Genomic DNA, 26027 nt, shown 5'->3' with positions numbered 1-26027 from the left:
ATGGCAACCCAACACCAGCAAGATAAACCTAAGTCAAATCGTAAACTTATCAGCATGTTAGTTATCGGCTGTATTGGCATGTTTGGCTTTGGATTCGCGCTGGTGCCGCTCTACGATGTGTTGTGCGAGCAACTCGGTATCAATGGAAAACCCTCCAATACCGTGAGTAGTTATCAAGCAATCACAGTAGATACAAGCCGAATAGTGACTGTGGAATTTATTTCTCAGGTACAAACAGGCATGCCATGGACATTTGCGCCACAAACCAAACGGCTCGAAGTTCACCCTGGCGAGCTAATCCATACGGCATTTTTGGCGCGCAATATGTCCGCTAAAGCAACGATTGGCCAAGCGATACCTTCAGTTTCGCCCGGCCAAGGTGCCGCTTATTTCAATAAAACAGAATGCTTTTGCTTTAATCAACAACCCTTAGCGGCGGACACTAGCGCTGAGCTGCCGCTCATTTTCTATGTGGATCCTCAGTTACCTGAGTCTATCCACACTCTGACCCTCTCTTACACTCTCTACGACATTACCGACAAGCAGTTAGCGTCTGCCATAGAGCAAGGAGCTGTAAAATGACAACGAAACATCAGTCTTACTACGTTCCATCCCAAAGTGTCTGGCCTATTGTAGGTGCCATTGGCTTGTTCTTAATCGCCTCTGGTGCAGGCCTTTTCGTGCAACAGTTGAAATCAGGTGCATCCGGTGGCGGTTATGTGCTGCTGGTTGGGATAGCTGTGATCCTATTCATGCTGGTAGGTTGGTTTAGAACCGTGATCCAAGAGTCGATGGCAGGGCTCTATTCTAGCCAAATGGATCGATCGTTTCGCCAAGGTATGAGCTGGTTTATTTTTTCGGAAGTCATGTTTTTCGGGGCTTTTTTCGGGGCACTATTTTATGCCCGCATGTTCGCAGTGCCTTGGCTCGGTGGCGCATCGAATAATGCCATGACCCACGAAGTACTCTGGCCTCAGTTTGAAGCTATTTGGCCGCTCATTACTACGCCAGATGGCACTAAAACCCAAGCTATGCCATGGACTGGACTGCCATTAATCAACACTATCGTACTGCTAACCTCCTCAGTTACCTTACATTTCGCCCATGTCAGCCTAGAAAAAGGTAAACGTTCTGCCATTACTCTCTGGCTTGGTATCACCATACTCTTGGGTATGGGTTTCCTTGCCTTACAGGCAGAAGAATATATGCATGCCTACCGGGAAATGGGACTCACTCTGACCTCTGGGATTTATGGCAACACCTTCTTCCTGTTAACTGGCTTTCACGGCATGCATGTCACTCTGGGGACTCTCTTTTTATTCGTGTTGTTTTTCAGAGTGTTGAAGGGGCACTTTAGCGCAGATAAACATTTTGCGTTCCAAGCGGGGAGTTGGTATTGGCACTTTGTGGATGTGGTTTGGCTGTGTTTGTTTATTTTCGTTTACGTTCTCTAGTGCTTTAGTAAGGCGTGGGATTGGGGCTAATTAACCCAGTCCCTAAGGCCACCAGCAATAACAGGATAACGAGCACGGAAAAAATCACTCGCCGACCAAGATAACGGCTCATAGACACTTTTTCATCACCTTTCCCCATAATAAACAAGGCGCGACCTAGATTAAAAATGATGAATAGCAACAGCAGAACTAAGACCAACTTAAAAATGAACAGGCTATTCATACAATATCCTCATGTTCTGCTGAATAAATTAACGGTTTTTCTACTGATATTGACTGTGGCTGTATTAACTATATTGGTCAAGTTGGGTTTATGGCAGTTAGCCCGTGGTGAAGATAAAACGACGCTTTTAGCCCAAATGGAAGCAAGGCAAGCTTTGCTGCCATTAAGTTTTGAGCAGCTCCAGCTCAAGGTCAGCAAAGAAGGCGTAACGGGTTATCGACTGCAAGTACGCGCCACTCCCGCAAGCTCACAAATCTGGCTACTGGATAATCAAATCTATCAAGGTCAAGTGGGCTATTTAGCCTTCCAACCATTGCAAGTAGAAGTTGAAAAACCTTGGTTGCTGGTCGAGTTAGGCTTTGTTGCCGCAGGCTCCCATCGGGATGAGTTGCCCCACATCACTCCCCTAAGCGGGGCATTAAATATCGAAGGCAGGCTTTATCAAAAGCAAATCAATCCCTTGAGCCAAGCTTTAATGGCAGAAACAGGGACAAGTATTCGCTTTCAAAATTTAAATATGCCCGAAATGGCTAAGGTATTAGGGCACCCAGTGTTACCTGTCGTGTTGCAACCAGAGCAATTACCTTCCCTCACATTGCCCCATCCTTGGCAACCTTTCCCACTGTCAGCACAAAAACATTGGGGCTATGCATTGCAGTGGTTTTCGATGGCAGCCGTATTTGCAGGGCTAATGCTGTGGCAAGGGATTAAATATGTAAAACGCCATAGCACCCAAACAGTCGCAAACTCAAGGAGCAAATAGGGAAATTCGTACCATACTTAGCAAGACACTAATAAAACTAAATAAATATAAAACAATAAATTAGGGATAATTTGAATGAGAGGAGCAAGCATGAACTCCCAAAACAAATCTAAACACAAAGCATTAGGGCTATTACTGCTGGCGTTTATTGCACCCGTAGTGATTGCTAAGCTAGTGCTGAGCCTCAATTTATACCATGGCGGTGCCACCAATCATGGCGAGCTGATCAGTCCCGAAACCAGTTATGCCAGCCTTGGGGTTGAAAATTCTAATCCCAAAGAATGGCAATTACTGTATTTATTACCCACCAAATGCAACGATGCTTGCCGTGAACGCCTGTATATTTTGCGCCAAAGCCACACAGCGCTAGGGCCAGATCAGGCGCGAGTAGAACCGCTTATCCTCACCCATCCCGACAGCGATCTTAACGCCTTAAGCACCTTTAACTTCAATACTCGTCCCGCCAATGCAGACTTAAGCAAATGGTTAGATGAACAGCAGCTAATCATAGTCGATCCCTTAGGCAGCTTAGTACTGCGCTACCCTCAAGTGCAGGGCAAAGAAGCACATTTAGCTCAAGGCAAGGCACTGATTGCGGATCTGCGTAAGTTGTTAAAACTGTCGAGGGTAGATTGATGCAACTAACTTGGACCCTACGCTTAACCTTAGTCTTTACCCTATTGGTGATTTTAATGGGCGCTTACACCCGCCTATCGGATGCAGGGCTCGGCTGCCCCGATTGGCCAGGCTGCTACGGCCATATTAAAGTGCCCACCCAAGACCATGAAATCGCCCATGCGCAAACTATATTCCCAGATCACGATATCAATCCAAAGAAAGCTTGGCTGGAAATGATCCACAGATATATCGCAGGCGGACTTGGCTTACTGGTGTTGTTCATCTTAATTTTGTGCTTAAAAACACCGGAAGCACCCAAAAAGTTGCCGATCATCATAGTGCTGCTGATCCTTTTTCAAGGAGCGCTAGGTATGTGGACAGTGACCATGAAACTCATGCCAATAATTGTGATGTCGCATCTTATTGGTGGCTTTAGCCTAATCTCGCTGCTGTTACTCCTTTACCTGCGAACCCGACCTCGGCGTATATTTAATAGCGAAACTCATGCTCGACATCTCGCACCGTTAGCATTGGTGAGCCTATTCGTCCTTGTGGGTCAGATCATGCTGGGCGCTTGGACATCATCGAATTACGCGGCGCTCGCCTGCACCTCTTTACCCATCTGTGAGGGAAATTGGGTAGATAACTTAGCAATAGCCGAGGCATTTTCACCGTTCCAAGGCCAACACCCTAGCTTCGAATTTGGTGTGCTCGATTACCCTGCACGAATGACTATCCACGTAGCCCACAGAATTGGCGCTATCGTCACTGCCAGCTTGTTACTCGTGCTCGCCTACCGATTATTTGTTGGCGCTACGGAACTTAAGGCTTTAAGCCTTTTATTAGTGGGGCTAGTCATACTACAAGTGAGCTTAGGTATTTCTAACGTAGTGATGCATTTACCACTCGGTATTGCCGTGTCTCACAACGGTGGTGCGGCACTACTGCTACTGACCTTAGTCACAATCAACTATTTTTTATGGCGCAAAGCATAAGCGAGGGATCCAAGATGGCAAAACCACTCTCAATCACCAGTAGCCTGCCCACTTTCAGCGTAACATGGCGCGCCTATTTTGAAATGACCAAACCTAAAGTGGTTGCACTGATGCTGCTCACAGTCTTAGTCGGCATGTGTCTTGCTGTGCCCCATGCAGTCCCCGTTCAACCTTTAATCGCCGGTATGCTGGGTATTGCTATGATGGCGGGTTCTGCGGCGGCGTTGAATCATCTGATCGATCGCCGTATCGATGGCTTAATGGCGCGCACCTACAATCGCCCACTGCCTAAGGGACGCATTTCGGCCACGCGCGCGTTAATTTTCGCCGCTAGCTTAGGTAGTTTTGGCTTTATCGTCTTATATTCCTTAGTCAATCCACTCACAGCTTGGTTGACCTTTGCCAGCCTGATTGGCTATGCCTTGGTTTATACTGCCTATTTGAAACGCGCAACATCACAAAATATTGTGATCGGTGGCCTTGCGGGAGCTATGCCACCCTTGCTGGGATGGACGGCAGTGACGAACGAATTTCACGGCCATGCGTTATTGCTAGTGATCATCATTTTTACGTGGACGCCACCACATTTTTGGGCACTGGCCATTCACAGACGCGCCGAATATGCCAAAGTAGATATTCCCATGCTGCCAGTCACCCACGGTGTCGAATTTACTAAAACCTGCATCTTGCTCTACACAGTATTGCTGGCGATTGCTTGCCTGTTACCTGTGCTGGTTGGCATGTGTGGGCCAGTGTATTTCGTCAGCTCGAGTTTACTCAGTACGGGATTTATCTATAAAGCATGGCAACTTAAATATCGGGATCATGATGGCTTAGCGATGCAAGTGTTCCGCTTCTCTATCTACCATTTAATGTTGTTATTTATGACATTACTGCTAGACCACTATTTGTGGAACTAGTGTATGGAACGAGTTTGTCGCGCTAACCTGTATTTATGGAGCGAATAATGCAGAAAAGAATTTTAGTCATCGCCATTTTGTTGTTCGGTCTTGGCGGCCTATTTGCGGTGAAATTTAATCCACCAAAACCTATCGAGTTAGAGAGCGGTTTTCTGTTTCCACAGGCCTATGAATTAGCGCCCTTTGAATTGATTGATCAACACAAGCAAGCTTTTACCAATGCCAGTTTGCAGGGAAAATGGAGCTTATTTTTTATCGGTTTTACCTTTTGTCCCGACATTTGCCCTACGACCTTAAATAAACTTGCGGCAGCTTATCCTGATCTAAACAAAATAGCGCCATTGCAAGTGGTGTTTCTATCCGTCGACCCCAAACGGGATACACAGGATAAACTCTTAACCTATGTGAATTTTTTCAATCCAGAGTTTAAAGCTGTAACGGGTGAACAAACGCAAATCTTCCCGCTCACACGCAGCTTAGGACTCACTTATGCCATGGTGGGTGAAGGAGAAAATTACCAAGTCGACCATAGTGCGGGTTATGTGTTGGTGTCGCCGCAGGGAACGCGAGTTGCGGTATTTAAACCTACGGCAGCGTTAGGCAAACCGCCGCAGGTATTAAATGATAAATTAATTAGCGATTTTGAAAAAATAGTGGCGCAATACAAACCTAGCCGTTGATCACTCTTTGACCCAAGAGCCATCGTCCTTTGGCCTTACCCAAGGCTGAGAAAACCAATAGTAGCCATTACGCGCCTTACTCGGCGCTGTGCAGTTATAACGCGAGCGCCCCGCGGGCAAGGCTAAATCCGCTTGAACACTAAACTCGTTTTCATTGAGCCAAGTCGGCTGTTTTGAGCCTTGACCTTGGATATAACACATCACTTGCTTAGCAGATATATCACTCATATCGAGGGTCACTTTAAGCTCTGGACGCCAATGACCACCCTTTAACTCAGGATCACTTGGGGTTTGTGCAATCACAGGCATATTTAAGCTGTATAACTTTGCCTTAAGGCTTTTTAGGTCAGCATATTGTCCAGCAACGGGGAAACGCGGCAGGGCCGTTAATGGCGAATAGGGCCCCGCGGCACCGGACTGTTGCCCAAAAGCGACAAAGCCGTTCTCAGTTAACATATCCTGCAACGCTTGATTGTACTCACCATATGGATACGCCAACATTTTAAAATTGTGCCCTGTGGCATCTGCAATCGCTTTTTCTGTATCTAAGATATTGGCTTTTATCCGCGCTAACCACTGCGCCTGTGATTCATTTTCTAAGGCGCGGATCAAATGTTCGTGCGCCCAACTGTGGTTAGCAATATCGGCGCCTTCCTTGGATAGTGTGATGAGTTCATCCCAAGTCATCATCTCGGTAAACTTTTGTTTAATCGGCTCAATTGCCACAAACAAGGTGTAGGGGAATCCAAATTCCTTTAGGATAGGATGCGCAGTAGTCGCTATACTGCGATAACCATCATCGAAGGTAATTGCGATTGTTTTAGCGGGTAAATCTTGTTTTTGCTTGATCGCTTCAACCACTTTAGAAAGCGGGATCACCTTAAAGCCGTCATCGACGAGAAACTGCATTTGCTCACGAAATTGCGCGGGCGTAACGCTGGTTGCCGCCGGAGTGGTTTCTGACACATGGTGATATTGCAGAATGACCACGGCATGGGCAGAAAACGTCATTAGCCCTATGAGTGCCAACAGCACACGTTTAACCATAATGTGAACACCTCTGAAATTAATGAATACTGCTAAATCAACTTGGCTCGACCTCATGCTCAACGGCGCGAAAAATCGCCAGTTACTGGCGCTCGCCCTGCCGATGATACTCTCCAATATCACTATCCCGCTGTTGGGCTTAGTGGATACGGCTGTTATAGGTCATCTGAGTGAAGCCTATTATTTAGGGGGAGTCGCTGTCGGGTCAACGATTATCACATTAATCATTTGGTTATTGGGATTTTTGCGTATGGCGACGACAGGTTTAGTCGCGCAAGCCTTTGGTGCTGACGATCTTCACGCCCAGCACAAACTCTTAGTCCAAGGCGCTATGCTAGCGATGTTATTGGGCGTAGGCGTTATCGCACTGCAAGTCCCGATATTGAATTTAGCGTTGGGATTATCCGAAGCGAGTAGCGAGGTCGAGCGTTATTGCCGCGAATATTTTCAGGTACGGATTTGGTCAACGCCCTTCGCCCTGCTCAATTTAGTGATGTTAGGTTGGCTCTTAGGGCGACAACAACCTAAAGCCGCCATGTGGCAGCTGATTTTAGCCAACCTTGCCAATATTATTCTCGATGTGGTGTTTGTCCTCGGCTTGGGTTGGGGCGTTAAAGGCGCTGCCCTCGCCTCAGTCTTTGCCGATATCACCGCTTTCTCAGTCGCACTCACTATGGTGTTGCAACAACTCAAGCGCGCACCCGAGTTTCACTTATCTCAGCTATTTCCCCATGTCACCTTAACGGGTTATGGCAAATTACTGAGGCTCAACACCGATATTTTTGTCCGTAGCCTCTGCTTGCAGGCAGCTTTTGCCTTTATGACATTCCATGGTGCAGGTCTAGGTGATAATACCGTTGCGGCCAATGCCGTGTTATTGAATTTACTGCTGTTAATCTCCTATGCACTCGATGGCATTGCCTATTATGCCGAGGCAGAAGTCGGTCGAGCTTATGGGCAAAAACAGGCAGAACAATTAAGGGAAGCTGTGATCTTAGCTTGGTGCTGGTCGGCCATAACGGCACTAGGATTCTGCGCTGTATTTAGTCTTTTTGGCAGTAATATTATCGCGTTATTGACCAGCATTAATGAGGTCAGAGCCACTGCGCAAACCTATCTTATCTGGCTAATATTCTTGCCTTTATGGTCCTTTAGCTCGTATTTATTCGATGGTGTTTACATAGGTGCCGCTAAAGGAAAAGTGATGCGCAATAGCATGATACTCGCCACCTTTGGCGCGTTTTTCCCAACATGGTATTTACTGCAGCTGCTATTACTACCAGAGCAAGGCAACCATGCCCTCTGGGCCGCGATGAGTGTCTTTATGATCATCAGAAGCCTAACGCTCGCAGGGCATTATTATTTCAGTCAGGCCTTTTTACATAAATAAATCTGTAAAGACAGTAGTTTACTAATCTCAAAATCATTATTATGTTGATTTTACAATTGTAACGAAGATGTGAATCGATAATGAAAAGGATTTTACCGCTGCTATTGCTGTGGCTATGTAACTATACGGTTGCCAACACTGCGCCACAATTACCCGTTGAAGCCTTTGCAAGCATCCCAGATGTTAGCTCTGTGCAGCTCTCGCCTAATGGCAAAAAAATCGCTTCTGTTGTACGGGTCGATCAAGCCAAACTCAAAGGTACTGTCGTTAGTATCCAAGATATAGAAACAGGCGAAAAAAGCATTCCGCTGCACACGGATAATCAAAAATTTGTCATCCTGTCTCTGCAGTGGGCAAACGATAATATCTTACTGATCAGTGCTAAGTTTCCGGCTAACCGTTACGGTACACCTACAACCGAAACCCGCCTTGTTAAGTATGATTTGACCACGAAAAAGACCTCGAGTGTCCTTCCGCGCAGCGTCTTAGACCGTCTTAATTGGATCCCGCAACATCAGGGGCAAATTATCGATCTTATGCCAGATGATCCCGATAATATTTTACTGTCATTAGACGGAATGGGCGAAAACGTAGGCGAAGACAGCGTTCTGAAAGTCAATTTAGCGCAGGGGAAATCCAGTTACACCCAAAATGCTAAAAAGAAGATTATAAGTTGGATTACCGACAGGCAGCACAAAGTCCGAATTTCTATCTACAACGATGATACTGAGTACCGTATTTATGAACAGGCCGAGCAAAAGAGTGATTCACGCTTGCTTTGGACCTTTAAAGCTTTTTCTGAGGACACTGTTTGGCCATTAGGTTTTGATGCAGACCCTAATATCCTCTACGTTCGCGCCTATCACCAAGGTTTCGAAGCCATTTTTAAAGTGAACCTGACCGACCCTAATCTTACAAAAGAGTTGGTTTACGCCAATGAAGCAACTGACGTCGAAGGGGATTTACTCTACTCGCAATTAAAGAAAAAAGTCATTGGTATCAGTGAAGGCGACGGCGAGGAATACACCTTCTGGGAAACAGAATATGTTGGACTACAAAATGGTCTTAAGGCTGTATTACCCGATGCTCACAACTATATTACTCAATTCAGTGCAGATGAACGCCGCTACATAGTGTATTCCACCAGCTCGACCGAGCCTGGCACTTATTATTTCGGCGATAGGGACGAAAAAACGTTATATCCCATCGCGAACAGATACGGCAAGCTCAATAGTGAGCTACTCGCCAACACCCAACATCTAACTTACGAAGCAAGGGATAAGCTCAAAATCGATGCTTACCTAACAGTGCCAAAGGGACTCGAAGCTAAACAGCTACCGACGATTATTTTCCCCCATGGCGGCCCGATCAGTTACGACAGTAACGGCTTTGACTATTGGGCACAGTTTTTCGCTAATCGGGGTTATGCGGTATTTCGAATGAACTTCAGAGGCTCGGCAGGTTACGGCTATGAGTTTATGAAGGCTGGCCTAAAAAGCTGGGGACTCGAAATGCAAAACGATGTTGAAGACGGGACTCGTTACCTAATTGCTCAAGGGATTAGCGATCCTAAACGCATTTGTATTGCCGGTGCGAGTTATGGTGGTTACGCGGCCTTAATGGGGGCAGCTATGACTCCCGATCTTTACCGTTGCGCCATCAGTGTGGCTGGTGTGACCGATGTGGCCTACCTAGTCAAATCAAGCCGCAGACATACCAACTATGAAGTGGTTAAAGAGCAAATAGGAGATGATCTCGATGCCCTCTATGAGCGCTCACCTATCAGTAAAGCAGATAAAATTAACATCCCAGTATTGCTGCTTCATGGCGATAAAGACAGAGTCGTTAAGGTTCAACATAGCCGAGAAATGTATGACGAGCTCAAATCACTAAATAAACCAGTGGAGTATATTGAGTTGGAAAATGGTGATCATTACCTGAGCAATAACGACAACAGACTCGCGACGTTTAAAGCCTTAGATAAGTTCTTAGCTGATAATCTCAACCCTAAGTTATAACTTAACAGCTGCACTTAAAGCGAAAGCCAAATATAAAAAACGCGACTCAAGGTCGCGTTTTTCATTCAGCTCAACAAACAAGATTAAGCGTAAGAATGTTCACCGTGTTGGTGATCTGTCACGTCACGTACGCCAGTCAACTCACCTGGGAACATGTCTAACAATTGTTTTTCGATACCATCCTTCAGGGTGATATCAACTTGAGAACAACCATTACATCCACCGCCGAACTGCAGTACGGCTACGCCTTCTTTGGTAATTTCAACCAGCATGATATTACCACCATGGCCAGCTAACTGAGGGTTGATTTCAGATTGGATCACGTATTCGATACGCTCGACTAAAGGTGCATCACCAGACACTTTACGCATTTTTGCGTTAGGTGCTTTGAGCGTGAGTTGTGAACCTAATTGGTCAGTCACAAAATCGATAGTGGCATCTTCAAGGAAAGGTGCACTCTTCTCATCGACCATAGCATTGAAGCCAGTGAACTCGATTTCAATATCATCACTTTCTACTGCATCCGGTGGACAATAAGACACACCACACTCGGCTTGCGAGGTACCAGGACTGATCACAAATACACGAATATGAGTGCCTTCAGGTTGATCTGCTAACAACTTAACAAAATGGGCTTGAGCCGCATCGGAAATGGTAATCATGAAAACCTGCTCCGTCAGGGGATACCTGAGTGTTTTAGTAAGAATTAGCCGTATGATACTCCGACTCACCTTCGCTTTGTAGTCCTTTGGATAGCAAGTTTATGGATTTTTGCCATAGCGATCACGATTTATTCATCATAAACAAGCTTTAAACGAATGTGTTGTACGCGAGTGAACTGCATCATTTACAAACAAAAGCGACCCAATTGGGTCGCTTTAAGCCAGACATAAAATACAAACTATTTAGCCGCTTCTTGTCCAGCGATACGACCAAAGACAATGATATCAGTGTAAGCATTTCCACCGAGTCGATTGGTTCCATGGGTTAAACCAGTCACTTCACCCGCAGCAAACAAGCCCGGAATCACCTTTCCTTGTTCATCAAGTACACGAGTACGTGTATCAACCGCAAGGCCACCCATTGTATGGTGCACAGAAGGTGTCGCTTTTAAAATCCAATAAGGTCCTTTACTTAAATCAACCAATCCTGAGCGATGATTAAAGGCTTCATCCTTTCCTGTTACGGCATAACGATTAACGTCTTTAATCGTTGATAACAACTTGTCTTCAGGAATATTAAAGACTTTAGCGGCTTCTTCTAGGGTGTCGACCTTATACATTAGCCCGTCTTTTGTGAATTCCTTCAGTTCACCTTGATGCATTTCAACAGTATGGGCAACATCTTCAATAGCTTGGTTCCAGAGAACATAAGTATAACGGCCTGGTTGGGCTAGAATGGCCTGTGAAATCACATCTCGGCGTTCCAATTCTTCAACAAAGCGCTCACCCTTCTGGTTGATTAACACCGCACCAAAGAAGCGAGAGTCTGCAATCAAGGCAATTGCACCCGAGGTTGGGCTACAAATAGGATATGACTGGATATATCCCATATTTTTAGCTACTGCATGTATTTTTTCTGCCATCACAATACCGTCACCAGTACCACCTGAATGACCAGTGCTGCCATATCGTTCATCTAACTCTGGGTTATATTTTTTACGCATTTCCATGTTAGACGAGAAGCCACCCGTGGCAATCACAACACCGCGTTTTGCATAGTAGGTTACCGTTTTGCCATTATGAGTCGCTTCTACACCCACAATTCGGCCCGTTTGATCTTGAATTAACTTTTCAGCCTTAGTGTTGGTATGAATTGGTAAGCCCACTTCTTCAGCTTTAATAGAAAACTTGCTGATCACCTCTGCTCCGGTATGACCTTTAGGGATTAGCGCCCGTTTCACGCTGTGTCCACCAAACTGAAATAATTGATCTGGGTAAAATTCTACTTTGACGTAATCCCTTAACCACTCCGCAGCATCAACCGCATTATCGACCATGGTCTTAACCATTTCAGAGTCACCTTTGAAATCGCCGCCTTTTAGCGTGTCGCTAATAAACAGCTCTTTGCTATCGGTCACTCCCATATTTTTTTGCACCCAACTACCGGCCACATTCATCTCAGCGCCAGAAATCAAAGAATTACCGCCGATAATAGGCATCTTTTCAATAATCACTGCACTTCGTCCCGCAGTCATAGCCTCTAAACCAGCACTGAAACCTGCACCACCCGAGCCAATAATCACCACATCATAGGTATATTCTGCTGGTGTTAATGCTTCATTTTTTTTAGCTGAAGCGACAGCAACTAACGTAACACCTGCGGCTTCAATACTTTTACCCACGGCTTCTTTAAGCGCTTTAGACGTTACGGTTGCGCCTGCAATACCGTCAACCTCGATAGAGTTATTATCAATAATCGCCTGTTTCACATCTTTAAATACGGCACCAGCAAGGACCTTATTTTCCTTTTGCTTTAGTACATCAATCGCCACAATGTGTCCGTCTTTGAATGTGGTTTCGACCTGCACTTCGCCATGCTTGCCTTGAGCGGTTCCCTGGCTTTTTACTATTTGATGGGTAACTTGACAGCCGACAATAATTGCTGTTGCCGTTGCAGCAATACCAATAATGGATTTTTTATAATGCATTACAATTCCCTTATTATTTTTGATAAAATTTAGAACAGCACCAAATTAAATGAGATTCTACTTATCAAAATTTCAACCTATTTGATAAACCGTTAAAACTGATAACCAACAGATATACCGTATTCAACCCCATCATTATATTGCGAACCCCAGCTATCATAATGAGTGATATATAACTTTGAAAATATTGAATCCGTGAGGCTTGTTTGTAATGTTGTAATTATCTGATGGCCATAGCTGTCATATGAAAATAATGCTTGATGCGCTGCATCCCTATCAATTTGTGCTTCATAATTCAAACTTAAACTATGTTTTAACCCTAGCAACTCAAATGGGTACTTTGCATTTAAAACCACGGCATAACCTGACAGATCATTAAACTTCTCTGATGTGGGGGAAAAGCTACCAATGGTATAATTTAAACCGACACCATAGTTTACTGATAAATTTTGAATTTTTGCATTATGGGTAATACCTAAGTAAAGATTATCTTCAACTAGCGTTTCACTCGCAGAGATAAAGTTCTGAGTCCAGAAGTTGAACTGCGACTCTCCCAGCTTATTTTCAAGTATCAATAATGACTTAATGGTAGTTTTACCATCAAGGTTCTTCTGATTTTCCGCGATTTCAGCAGGGTTTTCGAGCTTAAGATTAGCAAAGTAAGTACCCCAATCAGCAATACCTAAATGATTCAACTTTACAAAAGGTTGATTAAAAACACCCGGGTTATCATTTTTTGCGGCACTAGTATAAAACTTATAACCTAAATCCACGCTCGTTTTATTCACATCAGCATATACTGAACCACTAAAAATAATTGCACTGACTAAAATAGATGCCACACTTTTTTTACACATAGAGCCCCTCTCAACCATGTATTCTAGGAAGTATTTTAAAATACTTCTCGACCAGTAAACTTTATATAATAAAGTTACTACGAATAGCATGATGACTATGTGATCTAAGCCCAACGGCGCTTTTGCATTTTAAAAGTGTGTGGTTTAATGCAGTAAATCTATAGTTCCCATTCTTTAGTTATTAGATATGACCAGCCTAGCTGTAAATAAATTATTTGCAGATGAGCTAGTAAAAATCCAACCCAGTTGATTAGCGAGACGTTTCACCAGTAAAAGCCCTAAACCAAATCCATGACGGCCCTTACTATTGTAGGAATTGGTTATTTCTATACAACAAGCATCTTGAGTAATGCGAATATCCATCCCACCATGCTCAATACTATTCCTTAATAAATTGCTTAAGATTATTTTTAGCGGATGAAGCTGGACGGGCAAGCAAGTATCGTCACACAATAATTGAATTTTTTGCTCATAACCATGTACCCGTTGCTGCTCCTCGATAATACTGGCAAGTAAAGGCGATAATGCTACGTTTTCCTTTTCTAGGTTTGAACACTCTTTATTAGTTAACCATAGTAGGGTTTCAATGAGTGACTTCATTTGATTGGTCGCTTGGGAAGCATACAGAGTTGCCCCCGTAAGCTCACCTTGTTGTAATGCGAGGATTTCAAATGAAGATTGGCATATGGCGACTGGCGTACGTAACTCATGGCTAGCAAAGCGTAAAAAATTGAGTTCTCGCTGCTGAGCCTCCTGAAGTTGTAAAATCGAGTTATCTAAAGCATCAACAATTGCCTTTAATTCAGCATATTCTTGTTCTGGTAAACTCAGTTTTCCTCCTCCTTCCCAATCATGTTGTTTAATCGCATGACTAATTTGATGAACAGGCGTAATCACTTTGCTTTGCATATAAAACGCTAAACTTGCACTGGCACAAAAGGTTATCAAGACAAGCAGCAAGATCGCCGTCATATTTTTAGGGGCAAATTGCAAATCATGGGTAACACTAAACTGCAGCCAAACGTAGAGCGGCTGGCCAGTTTGGGTGTAGTACACACTTAACGCGTTAACAATGGGACCTTCTGCATGCTCATAGTGAATTTTGCTCGCATCAGTTAAGACTTCATTGTTACTTAACTCACGAATTTGCAGCGGAATATCTAGCCAATGAGGATAGACAGTTAAGTTATCGGTTTTTAGAAGTGGTTGATGAAGTAATGATTGCTGAGTTGGCTCCGCCATCTTCAGTAATGCTTCTGCCGCTTGCCCTGCATTGTGCATTGTGACCTCATGCATAGAAATCATACCTGCACACATCATGCAAAGCGGGATAAAACTATTCACGCCTAAGGTTATTAATAGAAAAATAACTCCCCACACTTGATAGCTACGCTTGAGGCTAAGTTTAGGCGCTTGCATTGATATCATCTCTAAGGCTTAAACCAACGCCACGAATCGTATGTAATATTTGCCGTTCAAAGGGGCGATCGATCACTCGACGCAAAAGATGAATATGGCTGCGCAAGCTGTCACTATCAGGTGCGCTGTCGGGCCAAAGCATTCGCTCAATCTCTTCTCTACTCACCGTTTCTGGACTACGCCTAGCTAATAAAGCCAAGATCTGCCATCCGGTTTTAGACAAAGCCAGCAGTTGCCCTTGCCGATACACCATGTGGTTTGCAAAATCGATTTCTAGGTCGCCAATAGTCAACCTTTGGGGCGCGGGACGACGCTGAGCAACCACCTTCAATCGCGCGACCAGTTCCTCCATTGCAAAGGGTTTTACTAAATAATCGTCCGCGCCCACAGCAAACCCACTCAAGCGATCATTCAGACTACTACGTGCAGTTAACATGATTACTGGTGAGGTAATGCACTGTCCTTTCCAGCGTTCACACGCTTCAATCCCATCACCATCCGGCAAATTTAGATCGAGAATAATAGCGTCGAACTGCTGCTGACTAATGAGCATATCCGCTTGTGCCAGGTTGAAAGCGTAATCACACTCTATACCACTCAATTCAAGATATTGAATGATGTTGTTAGAAAGAAGTCGATTATCTTCAACCAGTAATATCAACATATTTAGATCAACTCATATTGATGGGCTAAATGGATTAAATTTGCTCTATTTGTAGCCCCAAATTTCTTACGCATGGATTCCATATGATATTCAACTCCTCTGACACTTATCGGGAGCTGAGTTGAAATTTCGTCGTTTTGAAGACCGTTTGCGACCATAAGTAGGATATCTCTCGCATTATCTTTAAGCAGAGAGCTTTGTAGAAATGGATTGAACAATTGTTTATTACATTCAAATAGCTTGTTTTGAGCCTCTTTTAAGGTTGCACTCAAACCCGTTAATAGGATGTCTGAATCACTCAGATGACTCAGCAATATAAAACGACCCGCCCAATGTCGATTGCTATGACATGTAACGGGCCAACTTAATACGGTTTGAATATGATGCTTACTAAAAAGTAGGCTAGCTTTATCACCTTTATCACACGACAAGCGATACATATAAGATTTTGAAGTATCTAACGAAAAACCAAAATTAAAATCATTAGCGGCAACCTGACTTAGATAAAAACGCTGCAGTTCAGCAACTACAGGTGATGAAGCTACGCTGGCATTAGGTTTACGCAGCGAAGCTTGTGAGAACAGATTGGTTTCTTTTGGAAAGTGATAGTTTTCATACGCGCAATGAGGGACTCCTTGAAACCAGAAACCACAAAAACCATGTAGCTTCAAAGAGTAGTTTATCGCCTGAATAACGTCCTTCAGCGTTGATGCCGTATCTGCATTTGATCGCGCCAGTTTAGCGTCCATAAATACCCTCCAAACGAAATAACATAGAAAGGTATCTCAATACAAAAATAAACAAAACCCATTGATACAGATACTTACATCTTGTCGCAAAATTAAAACTTATTCATTTTTACGCAGTATTTTTGACATAATTTTGACATACACAAAGATATAATGGAGCAATGCTTTTAACCTTTTTAAATATCATCCAACAAGCCTGGCGCCTCTGCCCTTGCCAAACACCATACTTGAACATGCACATAACGCGCTTCGAATAAGCGAGCAATTTCAGAGACTGTAGTGCCGGTGGTCACCACATCATCCACCAATGCAACACGCTGGAACGCAAAATCATCCGCTAACATAAAGGCATCATGTAAGTTGCGTCGTCGCTGTGCACCCGAAAGCCCCGCCTGCGATCGAGTGTCTTGTTGGCGCGTTAACCCTTCGCTCACTAACGGCAGTTGCAAGAGCTGTGATAACTCATGGGCAATTAACCACGCCTGATTAAATCCCCGTTGTTGTAAGCGTTTTGGATGCAATGGGACTGGCACTATCGCTTGAGGCAGCGAGATTAATCCTTGCTGTTCTAATACCTTAATGCGTGCCACTAAGGCGCTACACAGCACGGGCAAAGCGGCAAGTTGACCTTGATATTTAATCGCACCAACCCAAGCACCCAAACCTTGATGATAACTACAAGGCGCAATGACTTTACGTGGCTGGCGCTTTTGGCATTCACCGCAATAATCGACTTCTATTTGCATCGACTTACCGCAACCTAAGCAAATAGGCCCATGATATAAGCCAGATTGAAGACAAACGGCGCAAATGCCAGTCTCGGGAAGTGATATGGATTGGTGGCACAGCAGGCAACGGTTAGGTAAACTGCCCGCCAACCACCTTGTACCGAGTTGATAGCCTAAACGCATTATCCGTAAAGCAGATTGCGGCCAAATCCTTTTGACAAAGTGCGGCATACATTCACCTAATCCATTTTTGAGGCACTCAAGTGAGCCAAGTCACATCCACAAACCAAGCAAATTTGCATATTGAAATCAGCGGCCAAGGGCCAGATCTGGTGATGCTTCACGGTTGGGGAGTGAATAGCGCTGTGTTTACGCCATTACATGAGTCACTGTCTCAGTATAGGGTGCACTATGTAGACTTGCCGGGCTTCGGCCATAGCCAAATGGTTGAAGGTGGCCTATCAACCTGGGTCGATACCTTAGTCGCTGCATTACCTGAACACGCTATTTGGGCCGGCTGGTCACTCGGTGGGCTCGTTGCGACTCAGGCAGCGTTAAGTTATCCACAAAAAATCAAAGGCTTGATTACTATTGCCTCATCCCCTTGCTTTATGGCAAGGGAAGACGAAGCATGGCCGGGCATTCCGCCACAAGTCCTTAATCAATTTAGAGAACAACTCGGCCAAAATTTACCTAAAACTATAGAGAGATTTCTGGCGATTCAAGCCATGGGTAGCGAAACCGCCAAGGAAGATATCAAACAACTGCGCGATCTTGTCCTCGCACGTCCTTTACCCAATACCAGAGCCTTAACTCAAGGCCTAAATATGCTAACCGACGTCGACTTAAGGCAGCAACTGATAGAGTTGCAACAACCTTGGCTAAGGATCTGGGGCCGACTCGACGGGCTAGTGCCCAAACGCGTACCACCTAAAATGCCCATCACAGCTCAAAGTGTGGATGTGATGCTCGCCAAAGCCTCTCACGCGCCCTTTATTTCCCATCAGCAGGAGTTTTTGCAGGTATTTATGCCTTGGTTAACGTTACAGACACGTTAACGCTTTATCTTTGAGCGATTAATGACTAGTATTTAACCATTAATGTGCCAAGGAATTTTCCATGTTAGTTGTCAGTAACTACCCCCAAGTCCCGCTAGCGACCAGTAATGTCGCGACGGACTCGGCTCGGGTCGACAACCAACTGAAACCTGTGGTCATCCCACCACAAGCGGCAACTAAAGGTCACGAAGAACGCGCCTTTAATCCACAGAATGAACGCACTGCGGATCAAGCTCAACAACAGGCAAAAACGCTCGAGCATAATCAGCAGCAAGTTCAAGAAAAACAGCAGCAACAGCAATCCTCACAGCAACAGAACCAACAACAGCAAGAGAAAAAAGCGCCCCTTGTAGTGACCGAGCGTGTTTTACCTAAAACGCTAAAAATTGCAGCAAGAGGCCAAGCGGCGCTGCAACGTAAGGATATACGCTTAAAGGTCAGTCAAGGTGCAACAAGTTATGCCAGTAGTAGCGCTAAAGCGAATACCAGCAGTACGGCAAGGCAATCGCTTCAAGGCGAATCGAGTCAATTTTATCAACAACTTGGGCAGCGCATTGGTCAGTTCTATCAACAACAGACTCAGCCAGAGCAAGAATCTATTATGTCGACGTGGATTTAACCTATTCCAATCGTATGAATCCGTTTGCGCACAAAATTAACCTGAATGATAAACAAAAATGCCGCTAAAAATAGCGGCATTTTCCATTCTGTTTAACGCTTATTTAGGCAAACGATACAGCTCTTGCTGGTAGGCCAAACTGCCCCACAATGCCCAACTTAAGGCTTTCTTCTCTAGCGCGGCAGCTGCGGGTGGATGAGGCGTTAACTGCTCGGTTTTTTCGTTATACTCGAAACCTTGAGCCGCTTTTTCTGGCTGCAGGATCACAACCTCTTTGCCTTCCATCAGTGCAAAGTTTTTATCGTATTGCATTAACGCGCGCCCCGGCCAATCATCACTCACTTGGGTTAAATCTCGGCCCAGCATAGGATAAGAATCTGAAATACCAATCAATGATAACAGTGTTGGCGGTAAATCAATCTGGCTCACAATACGATGATCGCGTTTTGGTGCAACATTATCCCCAAGAATTAATCCCGGAATACGAAAACGTGACACTGGCACCAGATCCGCACCACCCACTCGACTGTCATGGTCGGCAACTACAATAAAAATCGTATCTTTCCAATAGTCCGCGTTTTTCGCCAATTTGAAAAACTCACCAACCGCATAGTCGGCATATTTCGCCGCATTATTGCGAGTTTGCTTAGGTTGTTCATAAAGTTCGATACGATCATCTGGGAATTCAAATGGATCATGGTTACTCGAACTAAACACCAAACTAAAGAAAGGCTTACCTTCGCTATGCAGACGCTCAAACTCACTGTTCGCCTTGCGCATTAAATCTTCGTCTGACGCGCCCCACGAACCCACGAAGGCCGGAGATTTGTAATCTTTCTGATCTATGATGTCACTAAAGCCGTTGCCCAAGAAGAAGCTACGCATATTGTCGAAATGGCTCTCACCACCATAAATAAACTGCGTTGTATAACCATGATTTTTAAGTAATTCAGCAATACTGAAAAAGCCAACTTGGCTCTTACCTAGCTTCACCACAGCACGAGCTGGCGTTGGCGTAAAACCTGTTGTCACGGCTTCGATTCCGCGTACAGATCGTGTACCAGTAGCGTACAAGTTATCGAAATACCAACCTTCTTTAGACAAGGCATCGATATTCGGTGTCAGGGGTAACCCACCTAAACTACCGACAAAACGGGCGCCTAAGCTCTCTTGCAGTAGGATCACTAAGTTCTTTGGCTTACCAGTATAACTGGCTTGGTTAAAGCTCAGTGATGGGATATCCGTTGAAGTAAAGGCACTTTCAGGGCGACCACTTTCCAGCCTAATCGTTGCAATAACCTCCGCGTTATCTAGCTTGCCATACACTTTAGAAGCATCTTCTTCACTATCCATCTGCTTGATGGCAAACACCAAGGAATAAGCAGAGTTAATCACTAAAGAGTTCACTAATGGATCGTCAGCAAAGGCCACCAGAGCGGGGTTAAGCGGACGATGACCCAAGGTTGAACGGGCACCTAATATCGTAATTGCGATAACGATTAACGCTAATACTGGACGCCAATACCAGCGTGGAAAGCGCAGGTTTCTCGTCAGTTTACCGCTGAGAACCCAACCGCCCCAGAGTGTACCTATGGTTAATAATATTGAGAAAATAAGCTCAAGCTTACGACCCGCCCACAGCATAGAAAGCACTTCTTTCGGGTAGATCAGATATTCCACATACAAACGATTCGGACGAAAACCGTATTCTTCAATAAAAGCGGGGGTCGATGCTTCTAAAAACAGCATGATCCACAGACCGACGGTTAACCACACCCGTAAAATCGGCTGCCATAGACGGCCAATAAAATGATCACCTGAAAATAATGCGGTTCCTAAGGCAGCAATACCCCATAACCAGCACAGAGTTGCAATATCGACGCGTAAACCTTGGATTAAGAGATGCGACCAACCATCAACAGCGGCCACGCGATCGGCTTGCCACAGCCCTAAAGCGATACGGCTCGCGGTGGCAATGAAAAGCACTAATAACGAAAAGATAAAGATGGCGCGAAAAGGCCCATGGGCATTGTTTCGCCCGCGAGGTGATAAACCAGATTGCATGTGTTACCCCAAAACGTGTAAAAAGAGCCACTCTGCTTTGGAGTGTCAATATTGAAAAATCGGTGAATAAGCTGTGCTATGACAACCGATTTTGCTTAACGTTGCATTAAATGCCGACTTTATATTCCCTAAGACGACATTTATGCAACAATTTTGTGAGTAACAGGTTAAAAAGTCGACTCGGACATGACGTATGTCCGAGTATTTACATTACAGCGTCTACTTTTTCAGCTTAGCGAAGGCATCGGCAAAGGCATTGCCCATGGCCGCGTTTGCTGGCGCTTTAGGTGCTTGCTTTTGCGCAGGACGCGCAGCCGGTTTCGCTGACTGCGGTGTTTTACCATGATTAGTTCTGGCAGGATTGTGTGGTCTTTGCTGTGGCTTGCTCTGGTCGATAGCTTCATCCAAACGCATGCTCAAACCGATGCGGCGGCGCTCAACGTCAACTTCCATCACTTTGACTTTCACCACATCTCCCGCTTTCACCACAGTGTGCGGGTCGCTGATGAACTTGTCGGTTAGAGAAGAGATATGCACGAGCCCATCTTGATGTACGCCAATATCAACGAAGGCACCAAAATTAGTCACGTTGGTCACTACGCCTTCGAGTACCATTTCAGGTTTCAGATGTTTAAGTTCTTCAACACCATCTTTAAACTTGGCAGTTTTGAACTCACCGCGGGGATCGCGTCCTGGTTTATCCAGTTCGGCTAAAATATCCGTGACCGTCGGCAGGCCAAATTCCGCCGTAATAAACTCTTCAGCCTTGATGCTGCGCAGCAAATCTGAGTTACCCATCAGGCTCGCCAACTCTACTTGCTTAGTCTTAGCGATAGTTTCCACTAGCGAATAAGCCTCTGGATGCACAGACGAGGCATCGAGTGGATTGTCCCCTTCTCGAATACGCAAAAAGCCCGCCGCTTGCTCGTAGGCTTTAGGCCCTAAACGCGGCACTTTCAGCAGCTCTTTACGATTCTTAAACTGACCATTGGCATCGCGATAATCGACCACGTTTTTCGCTAACGTCTTATTTAAACCTGCCACTTGTGACAATAACGGCACAGAGGCCATGTTGAGATCTACACCCACGCCGTTTACACAATCTTCCACCACGGCTTCCAGCGAACCCGATAATTGGCTTTGACTCACGTCGTGTTGGTATTGACCGACACCGATAGACTTAGGCTCAATCTTCACCAATTCGGCTAATGGATCTTGCAAGCGGCGGGCGATAGACACAGCGCCACGAATCGACACATCAAGATCAGGAAACTCCAACGCCGCCAATTCCGATGCAGAATACACAGACGCACCCGCCTCACTGACCATCACTTTGGTCAAATGTGGATGGGTATCTTTCACTTCAGCAATCAGCTCAGCAGCCAGTTTGTCAGTTTCCCGTGATGCAGTGCCGTTACCAATCGCAATCAGCTCAACCTTATGCATTTTGACTAAGTTAGCCAAAGTACGGATCGACTTTTCCCACAGATTTTGCGGTGCGTGTGGGAAAATAGTCGCATGGCACAACAACTTACCCGTGTTATCGACCACAGCGACTTTAACACCGGTACGTAAACCAGGATCGAGTCCCATGGTGGCTTTCGCGCCCGCAGGAGCGGCCATCAATAAATCACCTAGATTACGGGCGAAAACTTTAATCGCTTCGGCTTCAGCGCGTTCGCGCATTTGCGAAATAAACTCAGTTTCCATCTGCAGGGCAATCTTAATACGCCATGTCGCCGTCACCACAGTTTTCAACCATTGATCAACGCTGCTATCACCTAATTTCAGCCCTAAATGATCACAGATAATCACTTCGCAGTAACTACCTTGGCCCGCTTCAGCGGCTGGATCGGCATTCATAGATAAGGTTAAGAAACCTTCATTACGCCCACGCAGCATAGCCAGTGCACGGTGTGATGGGATCTTAGCTAACTGTTCTGTATGCTCAAAATAATCGCGGAACTTCGCGCCGTCTTTCTCTTTGCCAGCAATTAAACGGCTTTCTAACACACTGTTTTGGCTTAAATGCTCACGCACTTTACGCAGTAATTCAGCGTCTTCGGCGTAACGCTCCATCAGGATATAACGCGCGCCCTCGAGCACAGCTTTAACATCGGCAAAACCCGCTTCGCTATTGATATAGCCTGCCGCTGTAGTCTCGACATCTACGCTACGATCAGCCAGTAATGCATCGGCTAATGGCTCAAGCCCAGCCTCGATAGCGATTTGGCCCTTAGTACGACGCTTAGGTTTGAAGGGCAGGTATAAATCTTCGAGGCGTGTCTTACTGTCTGCCTCGTCAATCGCCCATTGTAATTCTGGCGTTAACTTACCCTGAGCTTGGATGCTAGACAGGATCACTTGGCGTCTGTCGTTCAGCTCACGCAGGTAACCTAAACGTGTGTACAAGGTACGCAGTTGTGTATCGTCTAAACCGCCTGTGGCTTCTTTACGGTAACGGGCAACGAAGGGAACTGTCGCGCCATCGTCGAGCAGAGTGATGGTTGCGGCAACTTGTTGCTCACGAACATTCAGTTCTTGAGCGATAATCAGAGCGATGTTATGTGCATTAGTTTGCATAAATAAAGTGTCGTGCCTAACTGTAAAGTAAATCGTTATTGCGCCAAAGATACCACAGGCGCCCCGTATGTTTCATGCTAAAGCCTAGGTCAAATCAGAGAGTTTGATCTTTCCCGCAATCCAGTGACTACCGCCGCTATTTTAAGAGCGGCAAGTCTGTGGTTAATTCGCCTCGCTGGCGAGAGTAGTTTCAAAAGGGGTATAACGGATCTGATTGATATACCACTCTTTTGGACCCGATGGCGTTTGCACTAGCACCTCATCATCCACTTGCTTGCCGATTAAGGCACGCGCCATGGGCGAGTCGATGGTGATATAGCCTAATTTTGTATCGAGCTCATCTTTACCGACGATCCGATAACGCACTCGATCACCTGCTTCATTTTCAAGCTCAAACCAAGCGCCAAAGAATATTTTGCCTTCCTGCTGCGGCGAGTAATCGACGATTTTTAATTCTTCTAACCGCTTAACTAAGTATCTGACTCGGCCATCAATTTGTCTTAACAAACGCTTGTTGTAGGTGTATTAGTTCCCCTAACAACATCATACTAAATACATCGTTATCTTCTCAATGAGATCATTTTTCTTACTAATCTTTATTACTTTGACAAAATAAGAATCCCCAACTATATACTTTATACTATTAATTTGTTGGTATAAAAATGCCTTCAGTTCTAAAGCGCAATGTTGCATTTACCGCCTCTCATGCAACTACAGCGATACAACTTCCTGCCCTTTTCACTGAAAATGGCTTGCTCATTTCCCATTTAAGATTTCTTTGCTCAAAACGAAATAAATCCCAATCTTGGATTGAACGGAATACGTTTGCAATTCAGCTACTTTTGAAGTTCGTTGATGCCCATCAACATTCAGACATGTCTGCAACTGAGTTGCTCCAATCTTTCGTTCATGCCCTAAACTTTGGAACTTTAGACAACGAACAAATTGATGAATTAAACCTTTACTGGTTCCCTCGAAGAGTTGCTGATGTGAATACTCTGCTAAGTCATATCAACTTGTATTGCGATTACATTGATGGAATTTATGGGCACGAATTACCCAACTTAAATCCCCTGAGGCGGTCAACTAAGGCAGAAGAAAGAATCCGATGGTGTGCCTACTACAAACGTCAATCGAACTGCTTTTTAAACCACTTAAATCACCCATCGCCAAACAAATTTGTAATGAGTCGTAGAGTGCAAGCGCCAACCTCTCATATGCTTTCGATTGAATCCGTGTCCCGTTTTCCAGACGAGCACTTTGAACGATTTTTACAATACGGATTTACAAAACCTGCAGGAGAATTCGATTTAGGCAGCATACTCATCGTGATGCTTATGCACTATGGTGGCCTAAGACTATCCGAATGCTTCCACATCTATACTCATGATGTTGCGATTGATAATAAAACTGGCGCTACGATCATTTCAGTGTTTCACCCAAGCGACGGGGCCAGTCCATTGCCTAATTTTACTAACCGTCGCGATTATTTAAATCTACAGTTTCATCTTAAGCCCCGAAATGAATATCCACGCTCACACAGACTTTTTTCGGGCTGGAAAGGATCACTGCTTACTGCTCGTAACCTTTCATTTAATGTCATGATATTTCCCTACACTAAAGCGGTCGAATTTACTGGTCTGCTAAAAGATTATCTATCTGTCAGAGTAAATGGCGATCACCCTTATCTTTTTACCAACAGCAAAGGGCAACCCGAATCCAAAAAAAACTTTATCAAAAAGTATCAAAAATCAATAGAACGTATAGGACTAGATTCGGATAAACATCAGGGAACCAGTCCACACTCTCACAGACACTCGTATGGTTATAGGCTCGCGACCTCGGGGTTCATTCAATTAGAAATTCAAAAAGCAATGCACCATAAAAACCCAGAAAGTTGCTTGGTGTATATAAAACCTCAAGACGATGAAATTAGAGAAAAAGCTAGGGAGTTAGGCCTATGAAAAAATGTTTTTATGCTTCTCTAGTCGCAGCACAGCAATCCGTCCAAGCACTCGGCATCACCTCTTACCAAGAATACCAACAGCGTTACCGTGAAGATCCACGCTTGCCCAGCAGCCCTAATGCAACCTATTCCGCCGATTGGCAATCTTGGCCCCAGTTTTTAGGGACAGCAGATAAGTTCTATCCCACTGAAGCCGCAGCTCAGCAGGCCACCCAAGCCCTTGGCATCACTTCACCGTCAGACTACCAACAGCGCTACCGTGAAGACCCACGCTTACCCAGCAGCCCTAATGTAATCTATTCCGCCGACTGGCAATCTTGGCCCCAGTTTTTAGGGACAGCAGATAAGTTCTATCCCACTTTAGCCGCAGCTCAGCAGGCCACCCAAGCACTTGGCATCACTTCACAGCCAAACTACCAACAGCGCTACCGTGAAGACCCACGCTTACCCAGCAGCCCTAGTGCAACCTATTCCGCCGACTGGCAATCTTGGCCCCAGTTTTTAGGGACAGCAGATAAGTTCTATCCCACTGTAGCCGCAGCTCAGCAGGCCACCCAAGCCC

24 protein-coding genes and 1 pseudogene are annotated in these 26027 nt (G+C 45.1%); 13 read left to right on the top strand and 12 right to left on the bottom strand.

The genetic code is table 11. The features are described 5' to 3' along the window. Both L5L77_RS16125 and L5L77_RS16120 read left to right on the top strand, forming a co-directional pair. Positions 1 to 582, top strand: coding sequence for a cytochrome c oxidase assembly protein (locus L5L77_RS16125; RefSeq protein ID WP_263223113.1), 582 nt, complete (start codon positions 1 to 3; stop codon positions 580 to 582). Then, positions 579 to 1454, top strand: coding sequence for a cytochrome c oxidase subunit 3 (locus L5L77_RS16120; RefSeq protein ID WP_105250644.1), 876 nt, complete (start codon positions 579 to 581; stop codon positions 1452 to 1454). The genes L5L77_RS16125 and L5L77_RS16120 overlap by 4 nt, the downstream gene beginning before the upstream one ends. Positions 1455 to 1458: 4 nt before the next feature. Here the strand turns inward: L5L77_RS16120 and L5L77_RS16115 are convergent, their stop codons facing one another. After that, positions 1459 to 1677: a DUF2909 family protein gene (locus tag L5L77_RS16115; protein ID WP_263182675.1), complete on the bottom strand. Its 219-nt coding sequence runs from the start codon at positions 1675 to 1677 to the stop codon at positions 1459 to 1461. Here L5L77_RS16115 and L5L77_RS16110 point away from each other — a divergent pair. The 5 genes from L5L77_RS16110 (at position 1676) to L5L77_RS16090 (ending at position 5653) form a co-directional block, all read left to right on the top strand. Continuing rightward, positions 1676 to 2440, top strand: a complete 765-nt coding sequence (locus L5L77_RS16110) for an SURF1 family protein (RefSeq protein ID WP_263182724.1) — start codon at positions 1676 to 1678, stop codon at positions 2438 to 2440. The genes L5L77_RS16115 and L5L77_RS16110 overlap by 2 nt on opposite strands. Positions 2441 to 2530: 90 nt before the next feature. Continuing rightward, positions 2531 to 3076, top strand: a complete 546-nt coding sequence (locus L5L77_RS16105; RefSeq protein WP_263223111.1) for a hypothetical protein — start codon at positions 2531 to 2533, stop codon at positions 3074 to 3076. After that, positions 3076 to 4053 carry a COX15/CtaA family protein gene (locus L5L77_RS16100; RefSeq protein ID WP_263182677.1) on the top strand — a complete coding sequence of 326 codons (978 nt, stop codon included), beginning with the start codon at positions 3076 to 3078 and terminating at the stop codon, positions 4051 to 4053. The genes L5L77_RS16105 and L5L77_RS16100 overlap by 1 nt, the downstream gene beginning before the upstream one ends. Positions 4054 to 4067: 14 nt before the next feature. Beyond that, positions 4068 to 4973, top strand: a complete 906-nt coding sequence (gene cyoE / locus L5L77_RS16095) for a heme o synthase (RefSeq protein ID WP_263179127.1) — start codon at positions 4068 to 4070, stop codon at positions 4971 to 4973. A 47-nt stretch (positions 4974 to 5020) separates the two neighbouring features. Continuing rightward, the gene (locus tag L5L77_RS16090; RefSeq protein ID WP_263179126.1) at positions 5021 to 5653 is read left to right on the top strand and encodes an SCO family protein; all 633 of its coding nucleotides are present in this window, start codon (positions 5021 to 5023) and stop codon (positions 5651 to 5653) included. On the opposite strand, the gene L5L77_RS16085 is transcribed toward L5L77_RS16090, so the two are convergent. Continuing rightward, positions 5654 to 6700, bottom strand: a complete 1047-nt coding sequence (locus tag L5L77_RS16085; protein ID WP_168827212.1) for a polysaccharide deacetylase family protein — start codon at positions 6698 to 6700, stop codon at positions 5654 to 5656. It abuts the gene before it with no gap. 22 nt (positions 6701 to 6722) lie between these two features. On the opposite strand from L5L77_RS16085, the gene L5L77_RS16080 reads away from it, so the two are divergent. Continuing rightward, positions 6723 to 8090 carry an MATE family efflux transporter gene (locus L5L77_RS16080; RefSeq protein WP_263179125.1) on the top strand — a complete coding sequence of 456 codons (1368 nt, stop codon included), beginning with the start codon at positions 6723 to 6725 and terminating at the stop codon, positions 8088 to 8090. Positions 8091 to 8170: 80 nt separating this feature from the next. Further along, positions 8171 to 10108 (top strand): alpha/beta hydrolase family protein, encoded by a 1938-nt coding sequence (locus tag L5L77_RS16075; protein ID WP_219234915.1) that lies wholly within the window; start codon positions 8171 to 8173, stop codon positions 10106 to 10108. An 83-nt stretch (positions 10109 to 10191) separates the two neighbouring features. Here L5L77_RS16075 and nfuA read toward each other — a convergent pair whose 3' ends face one another. The 7 genes from nfuA to L5L77_RS16040 form a co-directional block, all read right to left on the bottom strand. Beyond that, positions 10192 to 10770 carry a Fe-S biogenesis protein NfuA gene (gene nfuA / locus L5L77_RS16070; protein WP_006079591.1) on the bottom strand — a complete coding sequence of 193 codons (579 nt, stop codon included), beginning with the start codon at positions 10768 to 10770 and terminating at the stop codon, positions 10192 to 10194. Between the two features lie 239 nt (positions 10771 to 11009). After that, complete coding sequence (gene urdA, locus L5L77_RS16065) at positions 11010 to 12758, bottom strand: urocanate reductase (protein WP_263179123.1); 1749 nt, start codon at positions 12756 to 12758, stop codon at positions 11010 to 11012. A 92-nt stretch (positions 12759 to 12850) separates the two neighbouring features. Then, on the bottom strand, positions 12851 to 13615 hold the full coding sequence (locus L5L77_RS16060; protein WP_263223110.1) for an outer membrane protein OmpK: 765 nt from the start codon (positions 13613 to 13615) through the stop codon (positions 12851 to 12853). 174 nt (positions 13616 to 13789) lie between these two features. After that, positions 13790 to 15034 (bottom strand): sensor histidine kinase, encoded by a 1245-nt coding sequence (locus L5L77_RS16055; protein ID WP_263223108.1) that lies wholly within the window; start codon positions 15032 to 15034, stop codon positions 13790 to 13792. Continuing rightward, positions 15021 to 15698 (bottom strand): response regulator transcription factor, encoded by a 678-nt coding sequence (locus L5L77_RS16050; RefSeq protein ID WP_263223106.1) that lies wholly within the window; start codon positions 15696 to 15698, stop codon positions 15021 to 15023. The genes L5L77_RS16055 and L5L77_RS16050 overlap by 14 nt, the downstream gene beginning before the upstream one ends. A gap of 2 nt (positions 15699 to 15700) precedes the next feature. Continuing rightward, a complete protein-coding gene (locus L5L77_RS16045; RefSeq protein ID WP_263185112.1) occupies positions 15701 to 16447 on the bottom strand; it encodes a helix-turn-helix transcriptional regulator in 747 nt (248 codons plus the stop codon). Between the two features lie 176 nt (positions 16448 to 16623). Further along, a complete protein-coding gene (locus tag L5L77_RS16040) occupies positions 16624 to 17406 on the bottom strand; it encodes a ComF family protein (RefSeq protein ID WP_263141465.1) in 783 nt (260 codons plus the stop codon). A 32-nt stretch (positions 17407 to 17438) separates the two neighbouring features. Between L5L77_RS16040 and bioH the strand changes: the two genes are divergently transcribed. Continuing rightward, the gene (bioH, locus tag L5L77_RS16035; RefSeq protein WP_263147398.1) at positions 17439 to 18233 is read left to right on the top strand and encodes a pimeloyl-ACP methyl ester esterase BioH; all 795 of its coding nucleotides are present in this window, start codon (positions 17439 to 17441) and stop codon (positions 18231 to 18233) included. A 61-nt stretch (positions 18234 to 18294) separates the two neighbouring features. Further along, complete coding sequence (locus L5L77_RS16030; protein WP_263185111.1) at positions 18295 to 18852, top strand: hypothetical protein; 558 nt, start codon at positions 18295 to 18297, stop codon at positions 18850 to 18852. Between the two features lie 99 nt (positions 18853 to 18951). Here the strand turns inward: L5L77_RS16030 and L5L77_RS16025 are convergent, their stop codons facing one another. The 3 genes and pseudogenes from L5L77_RS16025 to L5L77_RS16015 form a co-directional block, all read right to left on the bottom strand. After that, the gene (locus L5L77_RS16025) at positions 18952 to 20916 is read right to left on the bottom strand and encodes an LTA synthase family protein (protein WP_263185110.1); all 1965 of its coding nucleotides are present in this window, start codon (positions 20914 to 20916) and stop codon (positions 18952 to 18954) included. A 219-nt stretch (positions 20917 to 21135) separates the two neighbouring features. Next, the gene (locus tag L5L77_RS16020) at positions 21136 to 23499 is read right to left on the bottom strand and encodes a Tex family protein (RefSeq protein ID WP_198572413.1); all 2364 of its coding nucleotides are present in this window, start codon (positions 23497 to 23499) and stop codon (positions 21136 to 21138) included. 162 nt (positions 23500 to 23661) lie between these two features. Next, positions 23662 to 24024, bottom strand: a pseudogene (locus tag L5L77_RS16015) (GreA/GreB family elongation factor); the annotation flags it as partial. A gap of 137 nt (positions 24025 to 24161) precedes the next feature. Between L5L77_RS16015 and gmtY the strand changes: the two are divergent. Both gmtY and L5L77_RS16005 read left to right on the top strand, forming a co-directional pair. After that, positions 24162 to 25463, top strand: a complete 1302-nt coding sequence (gene gmtY / locus L5L77_RS16010) for a gamma-mobile-trio recombinase GmtY (protein WP_011920228.1) — start codon at positions 24162 to 24164, stop codon at positions 25461 to 25463. After that, positions 25460 to 26027 (top strand): integrase repeat-containing protein (locus L5L77_RS16005; protein ID WP_317629715.1); only part of this gene is annotated, 568 nt, incomplete at its 3' end. The genes gmtY and L5L77_RS16005, both read left to right, overlap by 4 nt.

The organism is Shewanella sp. SM29, assembly GCF_025654245.1.
Lineage (GTDB): Bacteria > Pseudomonadota > Gammaproteobacteria > Enterobacterales > Shewanellaceae > Shewanella > Shewanella oncorhynchi.
The sequence above is the reverse complement of the archived record's forward strand: the minus strand, read 5'-3'. Positions and strand labels throughout refer to the sequence as shown.

Bases quoted from the DNA above. Each gene is read 5' to 3' on its own strand.
- L5L77_RS16125 (WP_263223113.1), top strand. From the start codon at position 1: ATGGCAACCCAACACCAGCAAGATAAACCTAAGTCAAATCGTAAACTT.
- L5L77_RS16120 (WP_105250644.1), top strand. From the start codon at position 579: ATGACAACGAAACATCAGTCTTACTACGTTCCATCCCAAAGTGTCTGG.
- L5L77_RS16115 (WP_263182675.1), bottom strand. From the start codon at position 1,677: ATGAATAGCCTGTTCATTTTTAAGTTGGTCTTAGTTCTGCTGTTGCTA.
- L5L77_RS16105 (WP_263223111.1), top strand. From the start codon at position 2,531: ATGAACTCCCAAAACAAATCTAAACACAAAGCATTAGGGCTATTACTG.
- L5L77_RS16100 (WP_263182677.1), top strand. From the start codon at position 3,076: ATGCAACTAACTTGGACCCTACGCTTAACCTTAGTCTTTACCCTATTG.
- cyoE (WP_263179127.1), top strand. From the start codon at position 4,068: ATGGCAAAACCACTCTCAATCACCAGTAGCCTGCCCACTTTCAGCGTA.
- L5L77_RS16090 (WP_263179126.1), top strand. From the start codon at position 5,021: ATGCAGAAAAGAATTTTAGTCATCGCCATTTTGTTGTTCGGTCTTGGC.
- L5L77_RS16085 (WP_168827212.1), bottom strand. From the start codon at position 6,700: ATGGTTAAACGTGTGCTGTTGGCACTCATAGGGCTAATGACGTTTTCT.
- L5L77_RS16080 (WP_263179125.1), top strand. From the start codon at position 6,723: ATGAATACTGCTAAATCAACTTGGCTCGACCTCATGCTCAACGGCGCG.
- L5L77_RS16075 (WP_219234915.1), top strand. From the start codon at position 8,171: ATGAAAAGGATTTTACCGCTGCTATTGCTGTGGCTATGTAACTATACG.
- nfuA (WP_006079591.1), bottom strand. From the start codon at position 10,770: ATGATTACCATTTCCGATGCGGCTCAAGCCCATTTTGTTAAGTTGTTA.
- urdA (WP_263179123.1), bottom strand. From the start codon at position 12,758: ATGCATTATAAAAAATCCATTATTGGTATTGCTGCAACGGCAACAGCA.
- L5L77_RS16060 (WP_263223110.1), bottom strand. From the start codon at position 13,615: ATGTGTAAAAAAAGTGTGGCATCTATTTTAGTCAGTGCAATTATTTTT.
- L5L77_RS16055 (WP_263223108.1), bottom strand. From the start codon at position 15,034: ATGCAAGCGCCTAAACTTAGCCTCAAGCGTAGCTATCAAGTGTGGGGA.
- L5L77_RS16050 (WP_263223106.1), bottom strand. From the start codon at position 15,698: ATGTTGATATTACTGGTTGAAGATAATCGACTTCTTTCTAACAACATC.
- L5L77_RS16045 (WP_263185112.1), bottom strand. From the start codon at position 16,447: ATGGACGCTAAACTGGCGCGATCAAATGCAGATACGGCATCAACGCTG.
- L5L77_RS16040 (WP_263141465.1), bottom strand. From the start codon at position 17,406: ATGCCGCACTTTGTCAAAAGGATTTGGCCGCAATCTGCTTTACGGATA.
- L5L77_RS16030 (WP_263185111.1), top strand. From the start codon at position 18,295: ATGTTAGTTGTCAGTAACTACCCCCAAGTCCCGCTAGCGACCAGTAAT.
- L5L77_RS16025 (WP_263185110.1), bottom strand. From the start codon at position 20,916: ATGCAATCTGGTTTATCACCTCGCGGGCGAAACAATGCCCATGGGCCT.
- L5L77_RS16020 (WP_198572413.1), bottom strand. From the start codon at position 23,499: ATGCAAACTAATGCACATAACATCGCTCTGATTATCGCTCAAGAACTG.
- gmtY (WP_011920228.1), top strand. From the start codon at position 24,162: ATGCCTTCAGTTCTAAAGCGCAATGTTGCATTTACCGCCTCTCATGCA.